The sequence below is a fragment of the Streptomyces graminofaciens genome (genome assembly GCF_030294945.1).
Classification (GTDB): domain Bacteria; phylum Actinomycetota; class Actinomycetes; order Streptomycetales; family Streptomycetaceae; genus Streptomyces; species Streptomyces graminofaciens.
This window is the reverse complement of the sequence record NZ_AP018448.1, coordinates 3,702,175-3,723,007: the sequence shown is the minus strand read 5'-3', so window position 1 is coordinate 3,723,007 and position 20,833 is coordinate 3,702,175. Positions and strand designations below refer to the sequence as shown.

General features: G+C 72.3%; 16 protein-coding genes. 10 read left to right on the top strand and 6 right to left on the bottom strand.

The window, feature by feature from the left end:
- Positions 1-288: 288 nt before the first annotated feature.
- Entirely contained in the window at positions 289-1,563 is a 1,275-nt protein-coding gene (locus SGFS_RS15975; RefSeq protein WP_286250927.1) for an ROK family transcriptional regulator, read from the bottom strand.
- A 190-nt stretch (positions 1,564-1,753) separates the two neighbouring features.
- Positions 1,754-3,001 (bottom strand): FAD-binding protein, encoded by a 1,248-nt coding sequence (locus SGFS_RS15970; protein WP_286250926.1) that lies wholly within the window; start codon positions 2,999-3,001, stop codon positions 1,754-1,756.
- 149 nt (positions 3,002-3,150) lie between these two features.
- On the opposite strand from SGFS_RS15970, the gene SGFS_RS15965 reads away from it, so the two are divergent.
- The 7 genes from SGFS_RS15965 (at position 3,151) to SGFS_RS15935 (ending at position 12,137) form a co-directional block, all read left to right on the top strand.
- Positions 3,151-4,158 (top strand): hydroxyacid dehydrogenase, encoded by a 1,008-nt coding sequence (locus tag SGFS_RS15965; RefSeq protein ID WP_286250925.1) that lies wholly within the window; start codon positions 3,151-3,153, stop codon positions 4,156-4,158.
- A 267-nt stretch (positions 4,159-4,425) separates the two neighbouring features.
- A complete protein-coding gene (locus SGFS_RS15960) occupies positions 4,426-5,490 on the top strand; it encodes a LacI family DNA-binding transcriptional regulator (RefSeq protein WP_286250924.1) in 1,065 nt (354 codons plus the stop codon).
- A gap of 186 nt (positions 5,491-5,676) precedes the next feature.
- Positions 5,677-7,011: a radical SAM protein gene (locus tag SGFS_RS15955; RefSeq protein WP_286250922.1), complete on the top strand. Its 1,335-nt coding sequence runs from the start codon at positions 5,677-5,679 to the stop codon at positions 7,009-7,011.
- A 212-nt stretch (positions 7,012-7,223) separates the two neighbouring features.
- Positions 7,224-8,726, top strand: a complete 1,503-nt coding sequence (locus tag SGFS_RS15950) for a cellulose binding domain-containing protein (RefSeq protein WP_286250921.1) — start codon at positions 7,224-7,226, stop codon at positions 8,724-8,726.
- Between the two features lie 271 nt (positions 8,727-8,997).
- Positions 8,998-10,125: a ribosome small subunit-dependent GTPase A gene (gene rsgA / locus SGFS_RS15945; RefSeq protein ID WP_434027182.1), complete on the top strand. Its 1,128-nt coding sequence runs from the start codon at positions 8,998-9,000 to the stop codon at positions 10,123-10,125.
- Between the two features lie 91 nt (positions 10,126-10,216).
- The gene (locus tag SGFS_RS15940; RefSeq protein WP_286250919.1) at positions 10,217-11,596 is read left to right on the top strand and encodes a DNA-3-methyladenine glycosylase 2 family protein; all 1,380 of its coding nucleotides are present in this window, start codon (positions 10,217-10,219) and stop codon (positions 11,594-11,596) included.
- The gene (locus SGFS_RS15935; protein ID WP_286250916.1) at positions 11,586-12,137 is read left to right on the top strand and encodes a methylated-DNA--[protein]-cysteine S-methyltransferase; all 552 of its coding nucleotides are present in this window, start codon (positions 11,586-11,588) and stop codon (positions 12,135-12,137) included. The genes SGFS_RS15940 and SGFS_RS15935 overlap by 11 nt, the downstream gene beginning before the upstream one ends.
- 40 nt (positions 12,138-12,177) lie before the next feature.
- On the opposite strand, the gene SGFS_RS15930 is transcribed toward SGFS_RS15935, so the two are convergent.
- Complete coding sequence (locus tag SGFS_RS15930) at positions 12,178-12,660, bottom strand: DUF456 domain-containing protein (RefSeq protein WP_286250915.1); 483 nt, start codon at positions 12,658-12,660, stop codon at positions 12,178-12,180.
- 81 nt (positions 12,661-12,741) lie between these two features.
- Complete coding sequence (locus SGFS_RS15925; protein WP_286250914.1) at positions 12,742-13,725, bottom strand: helix-turn-helix transcriptional regulator; 984 nt, start codon at positions 13,723-13,725, stop codon at positions 12,742-12,744.
- Positions 13,726-14,745: 1,020 nt separating this feature from the next.
- Here SGFS_RS15925 and SGFS_RS15920 point away from each other — a divergent pair.
- Entirely contained in the window at positions 14,746-16,347 is a 1,602-nt protein-coding gene (locus SGFS_RS15920; protein ID WP_434028201.1) for a protein phosphatase 2C domain-containing protein, read from the top strand.
- Positions 16,348-16,781: 434 nt separating this feature from the next.
- On the top strand, positions 16,782-17,264 hold the full coding sequence (locus tag SGFS_RS15915) for an ATP-binding protein (protein WP_286250912.1): 483 nt from the start codon (positions 16,782-16,784) through the stop codon (positions 17,262-17,264).
- 218 nt (positions 17,265-17,482) lie between these two features.
- On the opposite strand, the gene SGFS_RS15910 is transcribed toward SGFS_RS15915, so the two are convergent.
- On the bottom strand, positions 17,483-18,535 hold the full coding sequence (locus SGFS_RS15910) for a DUF2637 domain-containing protein (RefSeq protein WP_286250911.1): 1,053 nt from the start codon (positions 18,533-18,535) through the stop codon (positions 17,483-17,485).
- A gap of 314 nt (positions 18,536-18,849) precedes the next feature.
- Positions 18,850-19,716, bottom strand: coding sequence for a (2Fe-2S)-binding protein (locus SGFS_RS15905; RefSeq protein ID WP_286250910.1), 867 nt, complete (start codon positions 19,714-19,716; stop codon positions 18,850-18,852).
- A gap of 162 nt (positions 19,717-19,878) precedes the next feature.
- Between SGFS_RS15905 and SGFS_RS15900 the strand changes: the two genes are divergently transcribed.
- Entirely contained in the window at positions 19,879-20,775 is an 897-nt protein-coding gene (locus tag SGFS_RS15900) for a GntR family transcriptional regulator (RefSeq protein ID WP_434027177.1), read from the top strand.
- Positions 20,776-20,833: the final 58 nt, after the last annotated feature.

Here is a 20,833-nt window from a genome sequence, read left to right as displayed (position 1 = left end):
TCGAGTACGGCTCTCGGCGCTGCGCCTCGTGATGGCTCTGCGGCTCAGTGCCCGTTGGCTCAAATGGGCTTGCGGTGCGGGACGTTAACCTTCGGCTAAGGCTTCGGCAAGGGGTTGGACGAAGTCTGTTCGAAGCGTTGTATTCGGTTCGGGGTCCCGAACGTCCTTGCGGTGCAAAGGGGTTGACGTGGGGGGAGAGGGCCGCCGGGGTCAGGGTCCGGCGGCCCTCGGCTCATGGGGTGGTCACCGCGACCCGCTGGTACGGGTCGGCGCGCGTCCCTTCCGAGGTCATGAAGGGGGTGCGCTGCGGCTCCTCACGGGGGTGCTCCTTGCCGGTGTGGTGCGTTTCGCCGACCCGCTCCGCTGCCCGACCGACTGGAGCGCGCCTTCGAGCGCGAACGTCGCCGCGCCCAGGCACGCCGGGTCGGTGGGGATCAGGGAGAGGACGATCTCGGTGGCGGCCATCGGCCGTGGCAGCGCGTGCCGGGCGACGGCCTCGCGCACCTCGGCGACCAGGGGTTCGCCGAGGGCGGCCGCGACCCAGCTGCTGAGCACGACCACCTCGGGGTTGAACAGATTGACCAGGTCGGCGATGCCCGCGCCCAGATAACGGGCCGTGTCCCGCACCACCTTGAGCGCCACCGGGTCCTGCCGGGCCACCGCCTGGGCGAGCGCCGCGATGGTGGCCGTCTGGTCCTCGGGGTGCAGCAGCGTGCTGCGCGGGCTCAGCTCCCGGAGATTCAGCATGATCCCGGGAGCGCCCACATACGTCTCCACGCACCCGTGGTTGCCGCAGTGGCACAGCCGGCCGTCCAGGACGATCGTCGTATGGCCCCACTCGCCGGCGCTGTTGCTCACGCCCCGGTGCAGGCCACCGCCCAGCACCAGCCCGGCGCCCACGCCGGTCCCGAGGTTGACCACCACGGCGTCCCCGCGCCCGCGCGCGGCACCGAACCACAACTCGGCCACCGCGACCGCGCGCAGCGGGTTGTCCAGGTACAGCGGGTAGGCGATGTGCTCGGTGAGCAGGTCGAGCAGCGGCACGTCGTGCCAGTCCCAGTTGGGCGCGTACTCCGAGATGCCGGTCGCGCGGTCCACCTGTCCCGGCACGCTCACCCCGACGCCGAGCACGCGCGCGCCCTCGATACCGGCCTGGGCCACCACCGAGCCGACGGCGGCGGCGACATGCCCGACCATCTGCTCCGGAAGGCTCTCGCCGGGCCGTACGTCCTCCTCGGCGCGGGCCAGCACGTTCAGCGCGAGGTCGAACAGCTCGACATGGACGTACGTCTCCGCGATGTCGACGCCGATCAACGCGCCCCCCGACGCGTTGACGGCCACGAGCCCCCGGGGGCGCCCCCCCGCCGAATCCTCGAACCCGACCTCGGTGATCATGCGGAGGTCGAGCAGCTCACCGACGAGCGTGGCGACCGTGGCCAGGCTGAGCCCGGTGGCCGCCGCCAACTCCTGCCGGGAGGTGGGAGATTTGGCGATGATCTGGCGCAGCACCTCGTAACGGTTCGCTGTGCGAATGTCGCGAGACGTGCGCTTCACCGACGACATGATCCCCTCGATCCCTCCAGGCCATGGCGAGGCCTAGTTGCCCCGGCGCGGCGCAAGGCTATGACCCGCGAGGACTTTCGACAAGGGGTTAGGAAAGGGGGTTTACGAAGTCTCCCGGTGCGCGACACCCCATGGCTGGAGATCGCCGGAACGACGCGAGCCAGGTGAGAGCCTCGCACACCGGTCGCCGTCAGACGTCGAGGACATTCCGCACGAACGCGTTGCGGAACTTCCCCACCGGATCCAGCTCGTCCGCCAGCGCCCGGAAATCACCCAGCCGGGGGTACAGCCCCCGCAGCTCGGCCGCCGGAACCGTGAACACCTTCCCCCAGTGCGGCCGCGCCCCGAACGGCGCGAGCGCCGCCTCGACCCGCCCCACCACCGGCAGCACGGCCGCCGTGTCCGCGACCCAGGTGAAGTGCAGCGCGACGGTGTCCCGCCCATGGGAAGGGCTCAGCCACTGCTCATCGGCGGCCACCGTACGCACCTCGCAGATCTGCAGCACGGGCGCGACCGCCTCCCGGATGCCGGCCAGCGCGTGCAGCGACTCGGCCGCGTACGACCTCGGCAGCAGATACTCCGACTGCAACTCGTCCCCGCTGCTCGGCGTGAACTCGGCCCGGAAGTGCGGCAGCCGCTCGTGCCAGGGCCCCGGCTCCCCGAACTGCCGGGTGCAGTTCTCCGCGGGCATCCCCGGCACCGGATGCATCGCCTCGGTCGCGGGCGCCGCCCACGGGAAGTCGGTGGCCGCCCGGTCGGTACGCCGCTTCACCCAGGCCTGGTCGAAGCCGGAGTCGAGCCAGCGGGTGAAGAGGCTCACGCTGTACGCGGAGGCCGACACGGCGGCGAAGTCCAGCCCGGCGAGCGGGAGCCGGCCGAAGACCTGCTGGCTCACCTCGAAGGCCGGCTCCAGGTCGAGGGTGAGAGCCGTGACCACCCCGAGGGCGCCCAGCGAGGTCACCGCTCCGCCGAAGCGGGCGTCGCCGCGGGCCAGGGTGAGCGTGGAGCCGTCGGCCGTGATCAGCTCGACCTCGCGCACGGCTGCCGCGAGCGAGCCGTTGCCGTCGCCCGAGCCGTGGGTGCCGGTGGCGACCGAGCCCGCCACGGAGATGTGCGGCAGCGAGGCCATGTTGTGCAGGGCGAGACCGTGGGCGTGCACCGCGCGGGCCAGCTCCGCGTACCGGACACCGCCCCCCACCCGGACCGTACGGGCCGCCGGGTCCACCTCGATCGTCGGCGGCAGCGCGGTCAGGGAGAGGAGCACGCCCTCGGGGCCCGGCTCGGCGATCTCGTTGAACGAGTGCCCGCTGCCCAGCACGCGCACCCGCTCGCTGCCCGCGACCAGGGCCCGCAGCGCATCCACCGAGTGCGGCCGGTGCAGCTCCTTGGCGGTGTACGTGATGTTCCGGGCCCAGTTGGTCAGGGTCTCGGTCGTCATGCCTGATGTCCCTCCGCGATGAGCGAGTAGTCCGTGTGCGAGCCCCCATCCTCCCTGCCGCCGCCCCGTCCATTGACCCCCTCGGACGCGCCCACCTACCGTAGAGACCGGTTGCTATATCTGACTCGACGAGCCGGAAGGCCCCTTCCTTGCCCGAGCGTCCCGTGGCCCTGTTCGCGATGACCGCCGAGAACATCCCCCAGGTCTTTCCGCCGGAAGTGCTGACGCGACTGCGGGACGCCGTAGAAATCGATCCCAGCACGGTGGCCGAGGACTTCTCCGATCCCGGGGTCAGGGAGGCGCTCGCCGAGGCCGAGATCCTGGTCACCGGCTGGGGCTGCCCGCGGATCGACGCGGCGGTTCTCGACGCCGCGCCCAAGCTGCGCGCGATCCTGCACGCGGCGGGCTCGGTCAAGGGCTTCACGACCCCCGCGATCTGGGAGCGCGGCATAGCCGTCTCCTCGGCGGCGACGGCCAACGCCGTGCCGGTCGCCGAGTACACGCTCGCGATGATCCTCCTGGCGGGCAAGGACGTCCTCGCCCACCGGGACCGCATGCGCGCCGCACGCACCTCGCCCGGCTGGGGGATCGTCCCCGGCATCGGCAACCACGGCCGCCGCGTCGGTGTCGTCGGCGCATCCCGCATCGGCCGCAAACTCATCGAACTCCTGCGCCCCTTCGACCTGCGGGTCAGCCTCACCGACCCGTATGTCGACGAGACGGGCGCCGCCGCCCTCGGCGTCCCGCTGCTGCCGCTCGACGACCTCCTGGCGACCTCCGAGATCGTCACCGTGCACGCCCCGGACACCCCCGAGACCCACCATCTGATCGGCCGCCGCGAACTCGCCCGGATGCCCGACGGGGCCGTCCTCGTCAACACCGCGCGCGGTGCCCTCGTCGACCACGACGCCCTCATCGCCGAACTGAGCACCGGCCGGCTGACCGCGATCCTCGACGTCACCGACCCCGAGCCGCTCCCCGCCGACTCCCCGCTCTGGGACCTGCCGAACGCCTATGTCACCCCGCACCTGGCGGGCTCCCAGGGCAACGAGATGGCCCGCCTCGGTCTCGCGGTCACGGAGGAGGCCGAACGGCTGGCCGCCGGAGGCCGGTTGGAGCACGGCATCCCTCTCTCGGCCCTGGAACACACGGCATGACCACCGCCTTCCGCGCGGAGGCGGTGGACCCCGGAGCCCCCACGCCTGACTTCTGGTCCGTGCGCGCCTCGGCACGGGCCGCCGGGGTTCGCCCCCCTCGCCGAACTCGGCCTCGGCTTCGGCGAGTCGGCCCGTTTCCCGGACGCCGCGACGCGCCCTGCTCCGGGGGTGCCGCTGCGTCAGACCGGGAGCGGAGTGAGAGGGCGTCCCGGGATCCCGGGATCTCGTAAGGTGACCCGCACGAACCTGGGGGAGGGGGACCGGACAGTGCCGAAGAGGACAGGCCCCGGGGCGGGTGGAGACGCCTCGACCGTACGGGACGTCGCCGCACGGGCCGGGGTCTCCGCGTCGACCGTCTCCCGCGTGCTCGGCGGCACCTATCCGGTCGCCGCCGCCACCCGAGCCAGGGTGCTCAGGGCCATGCGCGAGCTGGACTACGTGGTCAACGCGCACGCCCGCGCCCTCGGCGGTGCCACCAACAAGACCGTCGCGTTCGTCGTCGACGACGTCACCGGCCCGTTCTACGCGCACATCGCCCGCGGGGTCGAGGAGCAGGCCGCCGCCGAGGGCCGGCTGTGCATGCTGTGCACCACGCACGGCGACCCGCAGCGGGTGCTGGCCGTCGTGGAGACCATGCGCGAGCAGCGCGCCGACGCGGTGATCGTGGTCGGCGGCGCCTGGGACGACAAGGCCTACCACCAGCGCATGACCCACTTCGCGCACGCCCTGGACCGGGCGGGCTCCCGGCTCGTGCTTGTCGGCAGGCCACCGCTCGGCCCCGGCGTCCCGGCCACCGTCGTCGACTACGACAACGAGGGCGGCGCCTTCGCCATGACCACCCACCTGCTCTCCGGCGGCCACCGCCGCATCGCCTACCTGGGCCGCATCTCAGGCCTGTCCACCAGCTCCCAGCGGATCCGCGGCTTCACCCGCGCCCATGAACTCCTCGGTCTCGCCCCGGACCCCGAGCTGATCATGGACGGCGCGTTCACCCGCTCGTACGGTTACCGGGCGGCCCATGCGCTCCTCGCGTCCGGGCGGGAGTTCACGGCGGTGTTCGCCGCCACCGACATGATCGCGGCGGGTGTGGTCCAGGCGCTGCGCGAGGCCGGTCGCCGGATCCCCGACGACATCGCCGTCGCGGGCTACGACGACATCCCGCTCGCCAAGGACGTCCACCCGGCGCTCACCACGGTCAACGTGCCACAGGAGGAACTGGGCCGCTCCGCCGTCCGCCTCGCCCTGCACCGCACGGAACTCGCCGACAGCCAGCATCTGGTGCTGGGCACACACGTGGTGCTACGGGACTCGACGCGACGTCCGGGCGACTGACGATCCCTTCCGGCTGCGGCCCGGTGGGTGAGCGGCCGCCAACCACCGCACCGACCCGCACCCACCCTCTCTCCCGGGCGAAAACGCCGCTCAGGGGACCCGCCCCCGTCCCCGCCCCGTCGGAGGCATACCGTGAGGAGTCGTACACACACGGACCTGAGTGACGTCGGGAGCGAGGAGAACGGGATGGGCAGCCGCACCGAGCTGGTCGAGGATCTGATGGAGCGGTTCCCGCACGTACCGCGGGAAGCCGTCTTCAAGGAGGACCTGCTCAGAGGCGGTGTGGCCTTCGACGCCTCCGCCCTGAGCGACAACGAGAAGGGCGAGGTCAAGCCCAAGTCGTACTTCATCTTCTCCTTCGACCACGGCACCCTCCCGGAACTCGGCGAGGCCGCCCTCCGCCGCCCGCCGGAGGAGATCATCCTCACCGGCGGGCCGTACGACCTGCGGCGGACCGTCGTGTCCGTACGCGTCAATCCGTCCTCGCCGTATCGCGTGGCGGCCGACGCCGACGGGCTGCTCGGGCTCTATCTCGACGGCAGGCGCATCGCCGATGTCGGGGTGCCGCCCATGCCGGAGTACTACCGGCACACGCTCTCCAACGGGAAGTCCGTGATGGAGGTGGCCCCCACCATTCAGTGGGGTTACCTCATCTACCTCACCGTTTTCCGGGTCTGCCAGTATTTCGGCGCCAAGGAGGAGTGCCAGTACTGCGACATCAACCACAACTGGCGCCAGCACAAGGCGGCCGGCAGGCCCTACACGGGCGTGAAGGACGTCGAGGAGGTCCTCGAGGCGCTGGAGATCATCGACCGGTACGACACCGCGAAGACGTCGACCGCGTACACCCTCACCGGCGGCGCCATCACCAAGACGGTCGCCGGGCGGGACGAGGCCGACTTCTACGGGCACTACGCCAAGGCCATCGAGGAGAAGTTCCCCGACCGGTGGATCGGGAAGGTCGTCGCGCAGGCGCTGCCGAAGGACGACGTACAGCGCTTCCACGACTACGGCGTGAAGATCTACCACCCGAACTACGAGGTCTGGGACCGGCGGCTCTTCGAGCTGTACTGCCCGGGCAAGGAGCGCTACGTCGGCCGCGACGAGTGGCACAAGCGCATCCTGGACTCGGCGGAGATCTTCGGCGCGCGGAACGTGATTCCCAACTTCGTGGCCGGCGTGGAGATGGCCGAGCCCTTCGGGTTCACCACGGTCGACGAGGCCATCGCCTCCACCACCGAGGGTCTGCGCTTCTTCATGTCGCACGGCATCACGCCCCGCTTCACCACCTGGTGCCCGGAGCCCACCACCCCGCTCGGCAAGGCCAACCCGCAGGGCGCGCCGCTGGAGTACCACATCCGGTTGCTGGAGGCGTACCGCGCGACGATGGACGACTTCGGGCTCTCCTCGCCCCCCGGCTACGGCCCGCCCGGACCCGGCCGCGCGGTCTTCTCCGTCAGCTCCTTCATGGACAGCCTTCCGGCCGTCGAGGAGGCCACGGAGGGGGTCGCCGTCAAGTAACTCCTGTGACGGTTGAGAAGATTGGGCTCGGCCTCCGTACAACTCAACAGCGTGACCGGTGGTAACCGCATTTGAAGACGCAGCTTGTCAGTTGTGTGGGAACCGTGAAATCCTCGGGGCAACCGCAAGGTGGTCCCCCCAACTTCCTTGTTTTAGACGGCAGTTGGCCTTTCTTGTGGACTTCCCCCCTCGCTCTTGGATGCAGGAGACCCATGCCCGACCTGCCGAAGCCCCAGGACGCCACCGAGGCCGCGCTGTTCTCGGAGTGCTGGGACGCGGTCCTCTCGTACGCCGATCTGTGCACGGCGGGTTCCATCGCGGCCACCCAGCTGGCCACCGAGGCGTTCACGCACGGTATCCACGAGGCGCGCACCCTGGACGACGGGACGGGCTATGAGCGCGGCGCCGGGCGCCGCGCCCAGCGGCTGCCCCGGATCCCCTTCCTGCTGACCTGGGTGCGGACCAGCGCCGCGGCCTGGGAGACCGGTGGCCAGGGCCACCGGCTCGACCCCGACCTGCGGCTCTGGCTCAACTCCGACAGGGCCGCGCGCTACGTCGGACCGCCGCTGCACCGTCCGCTCGCCCTGCGCGCCCTGAAGGACCTGCAGGAACCCGACGCGGCGCTGCTGTGGCTCTCCGAGGTCGAGTCGTTGCCGCTCACCTCGGTGGCCCGCCGCCTCGGACTCGACCCGGCGTCCGCCCGTGCCGAACTCGACCAGGTGCGGGTCCTGTTCCGGGACCGCTGCCTGCGCAGCCAGGCCGACACGCCCATGGACGCCGACTGCCGCAGCTACGCACGACTGCTCGACGCGGTCACGCGCTCGCCCGGCACCGACACCCCCGAGGACCTCTCGCGACACCTCGCCACCTGCGTGGAGTGCGCCGAGGCCGCGTCCTGCCTCGGGCTGCACGGCGGCGGACTGCCCGCCGCGCTCGCCGGCGGCGTCATCGGCTGGGGCGGCCTCGCCTATCTGGAGCGTCGCCGCCGGGCCGCCGACGCGGGCCTGAGCCCCGGGCGCGCGGACGCCACGGGCACCGACCGCGGCCTCTCGCCGGGCCGTGAGCCGGGGCCGCGCTTCGGCCGCACCGGGCTGCTGGCCGGCGTCGGCCTCGTCTCGGTGCTGGCGCTCGCCGTCTCCCTCATGCCGTTCGGCGGCGACAGCGACGACGCCGTCGCCGGGGACAACGCCGACCGCTCGTCGGCCGTGACCCAGCGGGACTCGTCGTTCCCGCAGACGCAGCCCTCCTCCGGCGTCTCGTCCGACCTGCAGAGCACCTCACGGCCCCAGGTGGACGGCGGCGGCACCGAGGAGGAGGCCAACCAGGAACCCCAGGGCGACTCCTCGACGCGCGCCCAGTCGCACGAGCCCGTCGACACCACGGGGCCCTCCTCGGCCACCTGCCACGTCCGCTACGACCTCGTCAACGAATGGCCCGGCGGCTTCCAGGCCACCGTCACGGTCACCACCACCAAGGCCCTCGACAGCTGGCGCATCGGCTGGACCTTCGCGGACGGCCAGCGCGTGACACAGATGTGGGACGGCTCCTTCGACCAGGACGGCTCCCGGGTCACGGCCACCGCCGCCGACTACAACAAGCTCGTCTCCGTCGGCGGCACCTTCGGCATCGGATTCCTCGGCGCGTGGGACGGCGGCGACAACCCGTCCCCGACCGACTTCACGGTCAACGGGCGGGACTGCAAGAAGGCGAGCTGAGCGGGGGGTATTTAATCGGTTGAGGAAGGCGGACCCCCGCCCTAAGCTGGGACGAGTTGATGCGACGGCCGCTGTGGCCGTCGCCGACGACGAGTGAGACAGGAGGTGTTGACCGATGGCTGTCATTGCGATGGGCGCTGCCCTCATCCAGGAATCCATCCAGTCCACCTCCGTGGCCACCGGCTGACACCCGAACCCATCGCCGCGCTCGTACGCGGAAACACGCCGTGCCCGCACGGCGCGCCGGGGCCACCCCTGTGAAGGGTCTCCCTTGACTTCCTCCGCTTCATCCCTGCCGTCCTCCTCCCTGCCGTCTTCCTCCCTCTCCTCCGCGCTCGCTCCCTACGGCTGGGACGACGCCTGGGCGGACGCCTTCGCCCCGTACGACTCCGAAGGGCTGATCGCGGGGAGGGTCGTCCGGGTCGACCGCGGGCAGTGCGACGTCGTCACCGCCGACGGCCTCCTGCGTGCCGACACCGCGTTCGTCACCCCCCACGACCCGATGCGGGTCGTATGCACCGGCGACTGGGTCGCCGTCGAACCCGCGGGCGACCCCCGCTACGTCCGTACGTATCTGCCGCGCCGCAGCGCCTTCGTGCGCTCCACCTCCTCCAAGCGGGCCGAGGGGCAGATCCTCGCCGCGAACGTCGACCACGCCGTGGTCGCCGTCTCCCTTGCCGTGGAACTCGACCTCGGCCGGGTCGAACGGTTCCTGGCGCTGGCCTGGGAGTCCGGGGCACAGCCGGTGGTCGTGCTCACCAAGGCCGACCTCGTGCCGGACGCCGTCACGCTCGCGTACCTCGTGCAGGACGTGGAGACGGTCGCGCCCGGGGTGCCGGTCCTGACCGTCAGCTCCACGCTCGGCGAGGGCGTCGACGTCCTCGCCGCCGTGCTGGCCGGGAGCACCTCCGTACTGCTCGGACAGTCCGGCGCCGGCAAGTCGACCCTCGCCAACGCGCTGCTCGGCGAGGACGTCATGACCGTCCAGGCCACGCGTGACGCGGACGGCAAGGGCCGGCACACCACGACCACGCGCAATCTGCTGGCCCTCCCCGGCGGCGGTGTCCTGATCGACACACCAGGGCTGCGGGGCGTCGGCCTCTGGGACGCCGAGAGCGGGGTCGGGCAGGTCTTCTCCGAGATCGAGGCGCTCGCGCAGAACTGCCGGTTCCAGGACTGCGCCCATGTGGCCGAGCCGGGGTGCGCGGTGCTCGAAGCGGTGGAGTCCGGGGAACTGCCCGAGCGGCGCCTGGAGAGCTATCGGAAGCTGCTGCGCGAGAACCAGCGGATCGTCGCGAAGAGCGACGCACGGCTGCGGGCCGAGATCCGCCGGGAGTGGAAGCGGAAGGGGGCGGAGGGGAAGGCGGCGATGGAGGCGAAGCGGGGGCGTTGGGCGTAGTCGTTCGACTGCGGGCCGGTGGGGGCAGCGGCGGACTCCATGTCCGAAACCCGCCAGCCCCCACCCCCTCCCATCCCCGAGACTGGAACCCATGGAGGACGGAGACACCAGGTACGAGGCGGTGCGGAGCAGGGACGGCCGGTTCGACGGGGAGTTCTTCTTCGCCGTCCGGACGACCGGGATCTACTGCCGGCCCAGCTGCCCGGCGGTGACGCCGAAGCGACACAACGTCCGCTTCTACGCGAGCGCCGCCGCCGCACAGCACGCCGGCTTCCGCGCCTGCCGCCGCTGCCGCCCCGACGCCGTACCCGGCTCGGCCGAGTGGAACGTCCGCGCGGACGTCGTCGGCCGGGCCATGCGGCTCATCGGCGACGGCGTCGTCGACCGGGAGGGCGTCGCGGGCCTCGCCCTACGGCTGGGCTACAGCGCCCGCCAGGTCCAGCGGCAGCTCACCGCCGAGGTCGGCGCCGGCCCCGTCGCGCTCGCCAGGGCGCAGCGGGCGCACACCGCGCGTGTCCTGCTCCAGACCACGCGGCTGCCCGTCACGGAGATCGCGTTCGCGGCCGGGTTCGCCAGCGTGCGCCAGTTCAACGACACGATCCGGACCGTGTACGACGCCTCCCCCACCGGTCTGCGGGCCGCCGCACCCCGCCGGGACACCCCGGGCACCCCCGCCACGGGCATCCCCCTGCGGCTCGCGTACCGGGGGCCGTACCAGTCCACCGCCCTCTTCGAGACCCTCGCCGCCGAGACGGTCACCGGGATCGAGGAGATGACCGGCCCACCCGGGCGCCGCGTCTACCGGCGCACCCTGCGGCTGCCGTACGGCACCGGGATCGCCGCCGTCGACGAACGCCCTGGGGGCCAAGGGGGCGGCGGTTGGCTCGACGCCCGGCTCCGGCTCACCGATCCCCGTGACCTCACCACCGCCGTACAGCGGCTGCGCCGGCTCCTCGACCTCGACGCCGACCCGTACGCCGTGGACGAGCGTCTCGGCGCCGATCCCCGGCTCGCCCCGCTCGTCGCCGCCCGCCCCGGCCTGCGCTCGCCCGGCGCGGCCGACCCCGAGGAGTTCGCCGTACGCGCCCTCGTGGGACGGGGAGAGGCCGAGCGGCTCGTACAGGCTCACGGGAAGAGGCTGGACGCGCCCTGCGGGACGCTCACGCATCTCTTCCCCGAGCCGTCCGCCCTCGCGGACGCCGACGGGTCCCTCGGCGCGCTCGCCACCGCCCTCGCCGACGGCAGCCCCCGCCTCGACGTGGGTGCCGACCGCGACGAGGCGGAGCGGGCACTGCTCGGACTGCCGGGCATGGACGCCCGTACCGCCGCCGTGATCCGCGCCCGAGCGCTCGGCGACCCGGACGTGGCACCTCCGGGCGAGGACGTCCCGGACACCTGGCGGCCCTGGCGCTCCTACGCCCTTCAACACCTCAGGACCACACATAGGGAGCGGTACAGCCGTGAGCGGTGAACAGCGTACGTACGTCCGGTACACGACCGTCGACAGTCCCGTCGGCAGGCTCCTCCTCACCGCCGACGAGTTCGGCGTCCTCACCTCCGTCTCCGTGCCGGAGCAGAAGGGCGGTCGGGTGCCGCTGCCCGAATGGCGGCGTGATCAGGGCCCCTTCCGGGCGGCCGAGGAACAGCTCGCCGCTTACTTCGCCGGTGAACTGACGGAATTCAGGCTGGAGTTGAGGGGAGAGGGGAGTGAGTTCCGGGAGCGGGTGTGGGACGCGCTCGACGACGTGCCGTACGGCGCGACGACCACGTACGGGGCCATCGCGGCCCGTATCGGGGCTTCCCGGGCCGCCGTCCGGGCGGTCGGCGGCGCGATCGGCGCCAACCCGCTGCTCATCGTCCGCCCCTGCCACCGGGTGATCGGCGCGGACGGCTCCCTGACCGGTTACGCGGGCGGCCTGGACCGCAAGCGCCGGTTGCTCACGCTGGAGGGCGTGCTGGAGGGCGTGCTGGAGGGGACGGGCACGGGCGGGATCGTACGACCGTTCGGGTGACGGGGGGTGCGTGGGGCGGACAGGGTTTCATCAACAGGCCCTAGTCCCAGATCACCGCCCCCACCCACGCGCCCGCTATCAGCATGCACGCCAACAGCTCCGCCAGGACGCTGGAGCCGCCGGAGCGCATCGCCGTGCGGACCGAAGCCATGGCCTCGCCGTGGCGGCCGAGGCGGAGGCGCTCGGAGAGATAGATGCCGCCGATGTAGCCGGGTATCGCGCCGATCACCGGGACGACGACGAAGCCGAGCAGGGCGCCGAGGCCGGCGTACACCGCTGTTCGGGGGGTGGTGCCGCTCTGCTGGAGCCGTCGGGGAGGCAGGCCCCAGCGGATCGCCGTGGACAGGAGCAGGACCGCGGTGGCGCCGACGAGCACCCACCAGGCCACCGGCTTCGGCTCCTCCAGTGCCCACCACATGACCCCGGCCCACACGAGCCAGGACCCCGGTACCCCGGGCACCAGCACTCCGCACAGGCCGAGCAGAATCACCACGCCGACCAGCAGGAGTTCCCACGCTCCCATCTGCCCAGAGTGCCGGAGCCAACGAGAACGCGCAGGTCAGGGTTGCGGCCGAGGGAGGTCGAAACGCTGCCTGTTGCGGCACTAGTCGCGGGTGATCCAGTTCAGCCCGTACGCGTGCCAGCCCAGCTGGAGCCGGGTGGTCACCCCGGCCAGCTCCATCAGCCGCCGCACCCGGCGCTGCACGGTCCGCAGGCCCAGGTCGAGCTGTTTGGCGACGCTCGCGTCCGTCATGCCGGCCAGCAGGAGGGAGAGGATCTCCAGGTCGACGGCGTCGGGGCCGTCCGGTACGTCCTCGGTGACCCGGTCGGCGCCGAGCCGCAACGGCAGGGCCTGCCGCCACGCCGTCTCGAACAGATCGGACAGCAGCTCCAGCAGCCCGCTCGCGTGGACGACTAGCGCGGCCGGTTCCGCGGTGTGCACGCTGAGCGGGACCATGGCCAGCGACCGGTCGGCGATCACCAGCTTCGTCGGCACCTTGTCCACCACCCGCACCTGCTCGCCCCGGCCCAGCGCGGACGCCAGCTCGGCTATCGCCGTGGGCTCGTCCAGGACACCCCGCTCGACGACGACCCGGTAGCCGACGCCCCGGCCGGTGGCCTGCTCCTCGGCGTGGTTGTTCTCCGTGCCGGAGACCGCGATCGGGTCCCCCGCGACCAGCGCCCGCACCTCCTCGGCGGCGCCGAGCTGGAGCTGCAGAAACCGCTGGGCGATCGCGGCCGCGCCGATCACCACCTCGACCAGGTCGTGCGCGGCGGGCCCGGCGACGGACGTCCGGTACTCCTCGGCGAGGATCGCCGCCGCCAGCTCGGCCTTCTCCAGCTCGTGCCGCTGCTGGGTGAGCAGCGCGCCGAGCGCCACCCCCGGCGGCGCGGCCACCCAGCGGCCCGGCCGCGCGGAGGACTGGGCCGCCAGACCCTGCCGCTCCAGCCGACGCAGGGCCAGCTCGGTGTCGTACTCGCCGAGGGAGAGACGCCGGGCCAGATCCGGTACGTCGGCCACGCCCACGGACACCAGGGCCCGGTACGCCGACTCGTGGGTCTCGTCCAGACCGATCGCTCCCAGCATGCGGTGACGCCCTTCCCCTGGTGCCATCCGGTGGTGGGCACATCATCGCCGTACCACCCGCACCATGACGAAGCCGGGGTCACAGCTCAATCCCAGGAACATGGCTCACACTCGCCTCGAACGGCCGACGCGCACCGCGCCGAGGCCACCGGGTGCCGTCGGGCGGTTCTCCTGTGGGGGGTGGGCCGCCCGACGGTTCTCCTCGCATCCGCCTGGCGGTTCTCCTCGCACGGGAGGACCCGCCCGCCCCCTGGCACCCCTCCTCCTCTGAACCCCCATGTCTCGCACCGGAGTTCGAGATGTAGTCCGACACGCCGTCGGACCGTCGATCCGCCGACCGGATTTTCCGGATGCCCCGTTTTCATACGGCCTCTGAGGTGGACAATTAGGGGCATGAGCCAGCAGGGGGAGAGGCCGACCGGTCAAGAGGACGACTGGTGGCGGCAGTTGTACGACGACACCAAGGGGGACACGGGCCCCGCGGTCGCGGCCGATTCCCTCGACGACCGCTTCGCCTCGGCAGCGGGCACGGTGGGGAAGCGCGCGGTTCCGACGGAGCCGGTCGAGGACCGGGTGCCCCCGCAGGCCACCCCGCCCGACCCCGGCGACCAGGTGCCCCGACAGGACTCACCCGGCGACCCACGTCATCCCGCCCCCTCCGACTCCCCGCCCGACGGCGCCCTCCGCCGCAGCGGCCTGACGCCTCAGCCGGCGCCCTGGGAGCCCAGGGCCGGGGCACCGGGGGCCGGCGTACCCACGCCGAGGTCTGCGGCGGACCCGGCCCGACCGGACATGCGACCACCGGCGGGGGCGCCCCCTGCGGCAGGGCCCTCCGGGCCGGCTGGGCCGACCGGGCCACAGCCACCGTCGGGCCCCTGGCCACGGTTCTCGCCAGCACCCTCGCCCGCCTCATCGGACGGCGCTGCCGCACCGTCGCCGAGGGCGTCGTCGGGGGCGCCTTCGACGTCCGAGCCGCCGCGTGACGCGGACCGGCCGAGGAGACCGGAGCCGCGTCAACCCCTGTCCTCCGGCCCTTCCGCTTCACCGTCCTCGCCGTCGTCATCGTCCTCGCGGTCGTCGGCGGGCTCGCCGTCGTCAGCGGGCTCGGAGGGCTCGGCGGGCTCGGTCCCGTCGTCCTCGGTCCCGCACTCCTCCGGCCGGTCGTCGGAGGAGCCGTCGGCCCCCGAGTCCCCGCGCGGTGAGGGCCGGTCGGAGCGGTCGCAGTCGAGCCCGCCTCCGTCCTCGGCGCCCGCCTCGTCACCGTCGGCCCCCAGGTCCCCGCGTGACGAGGCTTGGCCGAAGCGGCCGCAGTCGAGCCCGCCCTTGCCGTCCCGGCCTTCCGTACCGCCTTCCACAGACCCGACCAGCTCGCCGTCCGACGCACCCCCGGCATCCACACCCCCGGCATCAGCACCACCCCGCGCCACGAACCGTCCCTCCGCCGCCGAACCCCCTTCGGCCACGCCTCGGCCGTCCATCCCTTGGGCGCGTCAGGCTGATGCCGTGCCACCGCCGGCCAGTCGCTCCGCGGCGCCGGGTGAGCCCGTGTCCACGAGCGCCGACGGTGCCGAGCCGTCCGACGCCCGTCCGCCCACCCAGCTCGACCTCCCCACCCTCCAGGCGCAGGAGGTCACCCTCGTCACGGGTACGCAGCCGGTGCACGTCGACTACGTCGGGTCCGGGCCGCCCACCTACGCGGCCGAGCCCACCGCGCTGCCGGTCGCGGATCCGGACGATCTCGGGGATCTGGTGGCGGACACCGTGCTGGACGGAGCGCGCTACGGGGCCGGCACACTGCGGGCCGCCTCGGTGCGCGGCGACTCGGCGCGCTACCGGGGCGAGCCGCGCCGGGACTCCCTGCTCACCGCCCGGTTCGGCGTGGGCGAGCAGGCCGTCGTGCTCGTCGCCATGGCGACCGGCGCCCGTGCCACCCCGGGCGCGCACCGCGCGGCGGCCGAGGCGTGCCGGTGGATCGGGCGGGCCGTCGGACGCAGCCACTCCCGGTTGGTGGAGGACATCAGGGCCGCCCGGCGCGGCGACCTCAAGTCGGGCCTGCACCGGCTCACCGACCGCAGTCTCGGCAAACTGCGGGCCAGCGCCGTCGAGCAGGGCCTCGACCCGGAGGAGTACACGGCGAGCCTGCGCTGTCTGCTGCTCCCGGCCGACCCCGGGTGCCGTACGCGCGTCTTCTTCGGAGTGGGCGCCGGTGGTCTGTTCCGGCTGCGGGACGGGGAGTGGCAGGACATCGAGCCCCGGGTCGCCGAGACCAGGGGCGCCCCGGTGGTCGGCTTCGGCTCGCTGCCGCACGAGACCCCCGACGGCGACCGCCTCACGATGGACCTCGGCATCACCACACCCCCGAGCCCGTACGAACCGGCCCCGGCGCCGCCCCGCGAACCCTTCCGGTTCCGGGCCTCCGTGGCCCGCCCCGAGGACGTCCTCCTGCTGTGCACCGGCGGTCTCGCCGAGCCACTGCGTGGTGAACCCGCGCTCGCCGAGCATCTGGCGGAGCGCTGGGCGGACGCCGAGCCACCCGGCCTCGCCGCTTTCCTCGCCGACACCCAGGTCCGGGTCAAGGGGTACGCGGACGACCGTACGGCCGCCGCCGTGTGGGAGGCGTGACGCGGCGCGCCCCGCGGCCGACCCGTCGCGTCTGTCCACATGTTGGCCTGTACCAGCGCTGGGTTCCGGCCAATGAACATCATCGGCTGCGGCGGCCGGAATCGGGCCGGGACCGCTCGTGTCCCGCGCGGTCGAGGCACGGTGGCGTAGGGCCGTATCGGCAGGCGTACATGGGCAGTTGGGGCCAGCAGGCACGGTCCGCGGGCAATCCACGGGTGGGGCGGTGTGGCGTCGGTTCGTCGGCGTGTGTGGTGGTTTCGCGGGGTGGCAAGCGCTCTCGGAAGGTGCCGACAGCTGGCTTGACCCGGTGCGTTTGAAAGCGTACGGAGGGTCGTTGACGATTCGACATGAGTGCCGCGTTCCGGACGGGGCATGGTTCCTCGTGTACGTGTTCGATCAGGAGGGGAATCGTCATCGGCACGCGGGCGGGGGTCATGAAGAGGCATGCACGAGGAGGCGGTCCCACGGCGATCGGGGCCTTCTCGGCGGAAGCGGCGGAGGAAACGACGGGTAAACCGACGGAAGAGGCCGATGCCGGAGAGCTCAGGCGCAAACTGGGGCGGGCGGATCTGCGGGCGGTGCCCGAGGCCCGTAGGGCCCTGCGGGAGCTGTTACGGCAGTGGGGGCGGCCGGGGAGATCGGAGATAGCGGAACTGCTCACGAGCGAGCTGGTCACCAACGCGCTCATCCACACCGACCACGACGCCGTACTGACGGCGACCGTCTCACCGCGCGGACTCCATGTGGAGGTCCGGGACTTCGTGGGACGCAGGCCCAGGCCGAGGGTGTCGAACGCTGACGACGCCACCCACGGGCGGGGCCTTCTGCTTGTGCAGTCCCTGGCCGACGCCTGGGGCGTACGGGCCCACGGGGTGGGCAAGTCGGTGTGGTTCGACCTGGACGGCGGGCTGACGTAGCCGACCGAAGAGCGGTCGCCGCGGTCGACGACCACAGGTGAACCCGTAGGTGGACACGCACATGGACACGCACATGGACAGGGGCGCGGCTCCATTGCCGCGCCCCTGTCCAATGAGGTGCTCCCGATCAGGTGCTCCGGAGGTCCGGGCGCCGTGGCCGGTGCTCCAGGATCAGCCGAACAGCTGCTACGAGATCAGCCGAAACAGCTGCTCCGAGGTCAGCCGAACTGCTGCTCCAGGTCCTTGAGCTTGCGCTCGAGGGAGTCGAGTCGCGGCAGGGCCATGGTGTCGTCCTCCGCGGTCAGGTCGACGGTGAGCGACTTGTCAGCGCCGTTGCGCACGGGCTGCAGTGAGGGACGGGTACGCACGGGCAGTTCCGGCGACGATATGGCAGGCTCCGAGACGGCCTGGGCGGGGACGCGCTCCACGGTCGTGTCCATCTGACGGCTGCCGCCGCCACCGCCGCCACCGCCGGGCAGACCGCGGCCGTGGCCACGGCTGATCGCCTTGAGGTGGGCGCGCTCCAGGCGCTCCTGCTCGCGCTTGCGCGAGCGGTTCTCCTGCTTGATGCGCTTGTCCTCACGTACCTCGTCCACGGCCTCGTCCAGGCTGCGCACACCCTCGAGGAGCATCAGCGACCAGGCCTTGTACGTCTCACGCGGGGCCCGCAGCCAGCGGACGACACGAATCTGCGGCAGCGGGCGCGGAACCAGGCCCTGCTCACGCAGCGCGGCACGGCGGGTCTGCTTCAGCGCGCGGTCGAAGAGTACTGCGGCGGACATGGACATGCCCGCGAAGAACTGCGGGGCGCCGTCGTGGCCGAGGCCCCTGGGCGCGTGCACCCAGTTGAACCAGGCGGCCGCACCGGCGAACGTCCACACGAGTATGCGGGAGCCGAGGGCCGCGTCACCGTGGCTGGCCTCGCGCACCGCGAGCACGGAGCAGAACATGGCGGCGCCGTCCAGGCCGAACGGAACCAGGTACTGCCACCCGTTGGTGAGTCCCAGGTTCTGTTCGCCGAAGCCGACCAGGCCGCGGAAGGAGAGCGCGGCCGCGACCGCGGCACAGCAGAAGAGGAGAATGTAGGAGGCCGTGCCGTAGAGGGCTTCCTTGCGCCGTCGGCGCTCCTCACTGCGTTCCCACGAATCCTCGGTCTTGGCGTGCTCCCCGGAGCGCTTGCCGCGCGCGAGCACCGCAATCGCCGCCAGCATCCCCAGGAGCAGTACGGCGCCCGGAAGCAGCCAGTTCAGCGATATGTCGGTCAGTCTCATCAGGGGTCCCTTGCATTGGGATAGGGCGTAACGCCCGCCATAGTGGCCCAATCCTCACGGCCCTCAGGGGGTTTCGGGGCAAGAGACCGCCAAGGAAGTGCAAGAACTGGCGCAAGGCGGCATTCTGCTCGAACTGCCGCGCGAGGGACGGGAGTTGAGTGCGAGTGAGATTACCCGTTCGAGTGGTTCAACGGAAAGTTCCTGCGGCAAGTGAGGAAGTTGTGAACCACCTGTAATCAACTGACGATCTCAATCGGAGTCGATCTTACGGCACATGCCGCGGGCCAACTCAGGGGGGTGCCCGAGAGGGGCCGTCAAGCCGCGGCGGTGGCCGTCAACTTGGCGATCCGGTCCGCGTCGCAGGTCCGAGGGCAGGTGATGCAGGTGTCTTCCGGGGCCAGTGTGTAGAACATGCAGCAACTCGCCCGGTCCCGGGTGGGAAGCGACCGCCCTCCCGGCCCGGCCAGTTCACGGAAGCCGGCCGCGCCGACGTACGGCCGCGTCGAGCCCGGCAGCAGCAGCTCCAGCTCGCGTCGGCACCGCTCCTGCTCGCCCGGGTCGAGGAGTTCGGCGATGTACCAGATGCCCTCGACGACCTCGTCGGTCGCCATCCCCCACAGAGCGCGCCCGCGCCGCCGCATCCGCGGACCGAAACCGCCGAGCACGGGCTCTATGTGCTCGGCGAACGCCGCCCGCACCTCGGCCCGCAGTGCCTCCTCGTCCGGGACCACCCGGGCGCCGGGCTCTCCGGCCGCCGGATCGCCCGGCAGACAGCTGAACGTTCCCGCACGCACGGCCAGACGGCTCTGCTCACGCTGGAACGCCACGTGCTCCGCCGGGAACCGGGGCACCCGGCGCTGCAGGAACCAGGGCACGGTGAACAGCAGACAGGCGTACCAGGAATAGCGGTGCAGTCCGAAGGCCGCGACGACGTCCGGGCGCCCCTTCTGTCCGTGGTCCCGCTCAATCTGTGCCTCGTCCCAGGCGAGGAACGCGTCCAGCTCGGCGCCGCCGGCCGCGAGCCCGGCCGCCGAGACCCAGCCGTCGCCCTCCGGCAGGGGGTCGGTGGGGGAGAATTCCGTCACGCTCATCACCGGCAGGGCCTCGGTCAGCCGTGCGTACGCGGCCGTGACGGGTGACGTGCGCGAACTGGGTGCCGGTGCCGGTGCTGAGAGGGGCATGCGGAGACCGCCGTTTCACCATCGCTGCCAGGTAAGGCTTACCTTACCCGAGGTGGTCGAGGTTTGAACTGAGGTCATGTGCGCCTATGGTGCTTTACGACCGGTAACAACCCCAGTAGTGATTTAGCGCCCCCATGTACCACTCAGCTCGGAGGAGGACCCGTGCCCGACCAGGCCGGACCGCGTACGCGCCCCGCCTTCGCCGCGAGCACTCCGGACCCCCGCCGGGCCACCCGCACGGATCCCCTGCGAGTGCCCGCGCAGCCCGGGGTGGCGGACGTGGACCGGGAACGGGGCATCGCGGCGGACGGCGGTACCAGGTCGCGGGACGACGCGGCCCGGGGTGAGCACACCCACAGCGAGACCCCCATTCCCCTTCCTCCGCCCCGGATCGAGGAGCCGCCCGTTCCGGCCCGAGGGCCCGGCCGCCCGGTCGTGCAGCGGGCCTCCGTGCGCGGGCAGATCCTCGACGCGCTGCGCGCCGCCCTCGCCGCCGGGGAGCTGACGCCCGGCGAGGTGTACTCGGCGCCCGCGCTCGGCGAACAGTTCGGGGTCTCGGCGACCCCGGTGCGCGAGGCGATGCAGCAACTCGCCATAGAGGGCGCCGTCGAGGTCGTGCCCAACCGCGGCTTCCGCGTCGTCCGGCGTGGCGCCCGCGAGCTGGCCGAACTGGCGGAGGTGCGGGCGCTGCTCCAGGTGCCGGTGATCCTGCGGCTGGCCCGTACGCTGCCGGCCGACAGCTGGGCCGAACTGCGGCCGCTCGCCGAGGAGACGGCCCGCGCGGCCTCCTCCGGCTGCCGGGCGACGTACGCCGGGGCTGACCGCGCCTTCCACCGGGGGCTGCTCGGACTCGCCGGCAACGAACAGCTCGTCCAGCTCTCGGACGACCTGCACCGGCGTACGCAACTGCCGTTGCCCACCGCCCCGATGACCGGCCCGCGCACCGAACTGCTGGCCGACGCCGCCGAACACATCGCCCTGCTGGACGCGTTGGTGGCGGGCGACCTGGACGCGGTGGAGTGCCTGGTGGAGCGGCACTTCGGGGCGACGGCGGTCTAGGGCCCTTCGTGAAAGTCCCGTCGTCCGGGTGGACGACGGGAATCGGACGACTGGGCCT

What these genes read in the sequence shown, in the direction of transcription:
- SGFS_RS15910 (WP_286250911.1), bottom strand. Translation starts at nt 18,535, where the DNA reads ATGAGACTGACCGACATATCGCTGAACTGGCTGCTTCCGGGCGCCGTA.
- SGFS_RS15970 (WP_286250926.1), bottom strand. Translation starts at nt 3,001, where the DNA reads ATGACGACCGAGACCCTGACCAACTGGGCCCGGAACATCACGTACACC.
- SGFS_RS15915 (WP_286250912.1), top strand. Translation starts at nt 16,782, where the DNA reads ATGAAGAGGCATGCACGAGGAGGCGGTCCCACGGCGATCGGGGCCTTC.
- SGFS_RS15905 (WP_286250910.1), bottom strand. Translation starts at nt 19,716, where the DNA reads ATGCCCCTCTCAGCACCGGCACCGGCACCCAGTTCGCGCACGTCACCC.
- SGFS_RS15925 (WP_286250914.1), bottom strand. Translation starts at nt 13,725, where the DNA reads ATGCTGGGAGCGATCGGTCTGGACGAGACCCACGAGTCGGCGTACCGG.
- SGFS_RS15975 (WP_286250927.1), bottom strand. Translation starts at nt 1,563, where the DNA reads ATGTCGTCGGTGAAGCGCACGTCTCGCGACATTCGCACAGCGAACCGT.
- SGFS_RS15930 (WP_286250915.1), bottom strand. Translation starts at nt 12,660, where the DNA reads ATGGGAGCGTGGGAACTCCTGCTGGTCGGCGTGGTGATTCTGCTCGGC.
- SGFS_RS15940 (WP_286250919.1), top strand. Translation starts at nt 10,217, where the DNA reads ATGGAGGACGGAGACACCAGGTACGAGGCGGTGCGGAGCAGGGACGGC.
- SGFS_RS15950 (WP_286250921.1), top strand. Translation starts at nt 7,224, where the DNA reads ATGCCCGACCTGCCGAAGCCCCAGGACGCCACCGAGGCCGCGCTGTTC.
- SGFS_RS15955 (WP_286250922.1), top strand. Translation starts at nt 5,677, where the DNA reads ATGGGCAGCCGCACCGAGCTGGTCGAGGATCTGATGGAGCGGTTCCCG.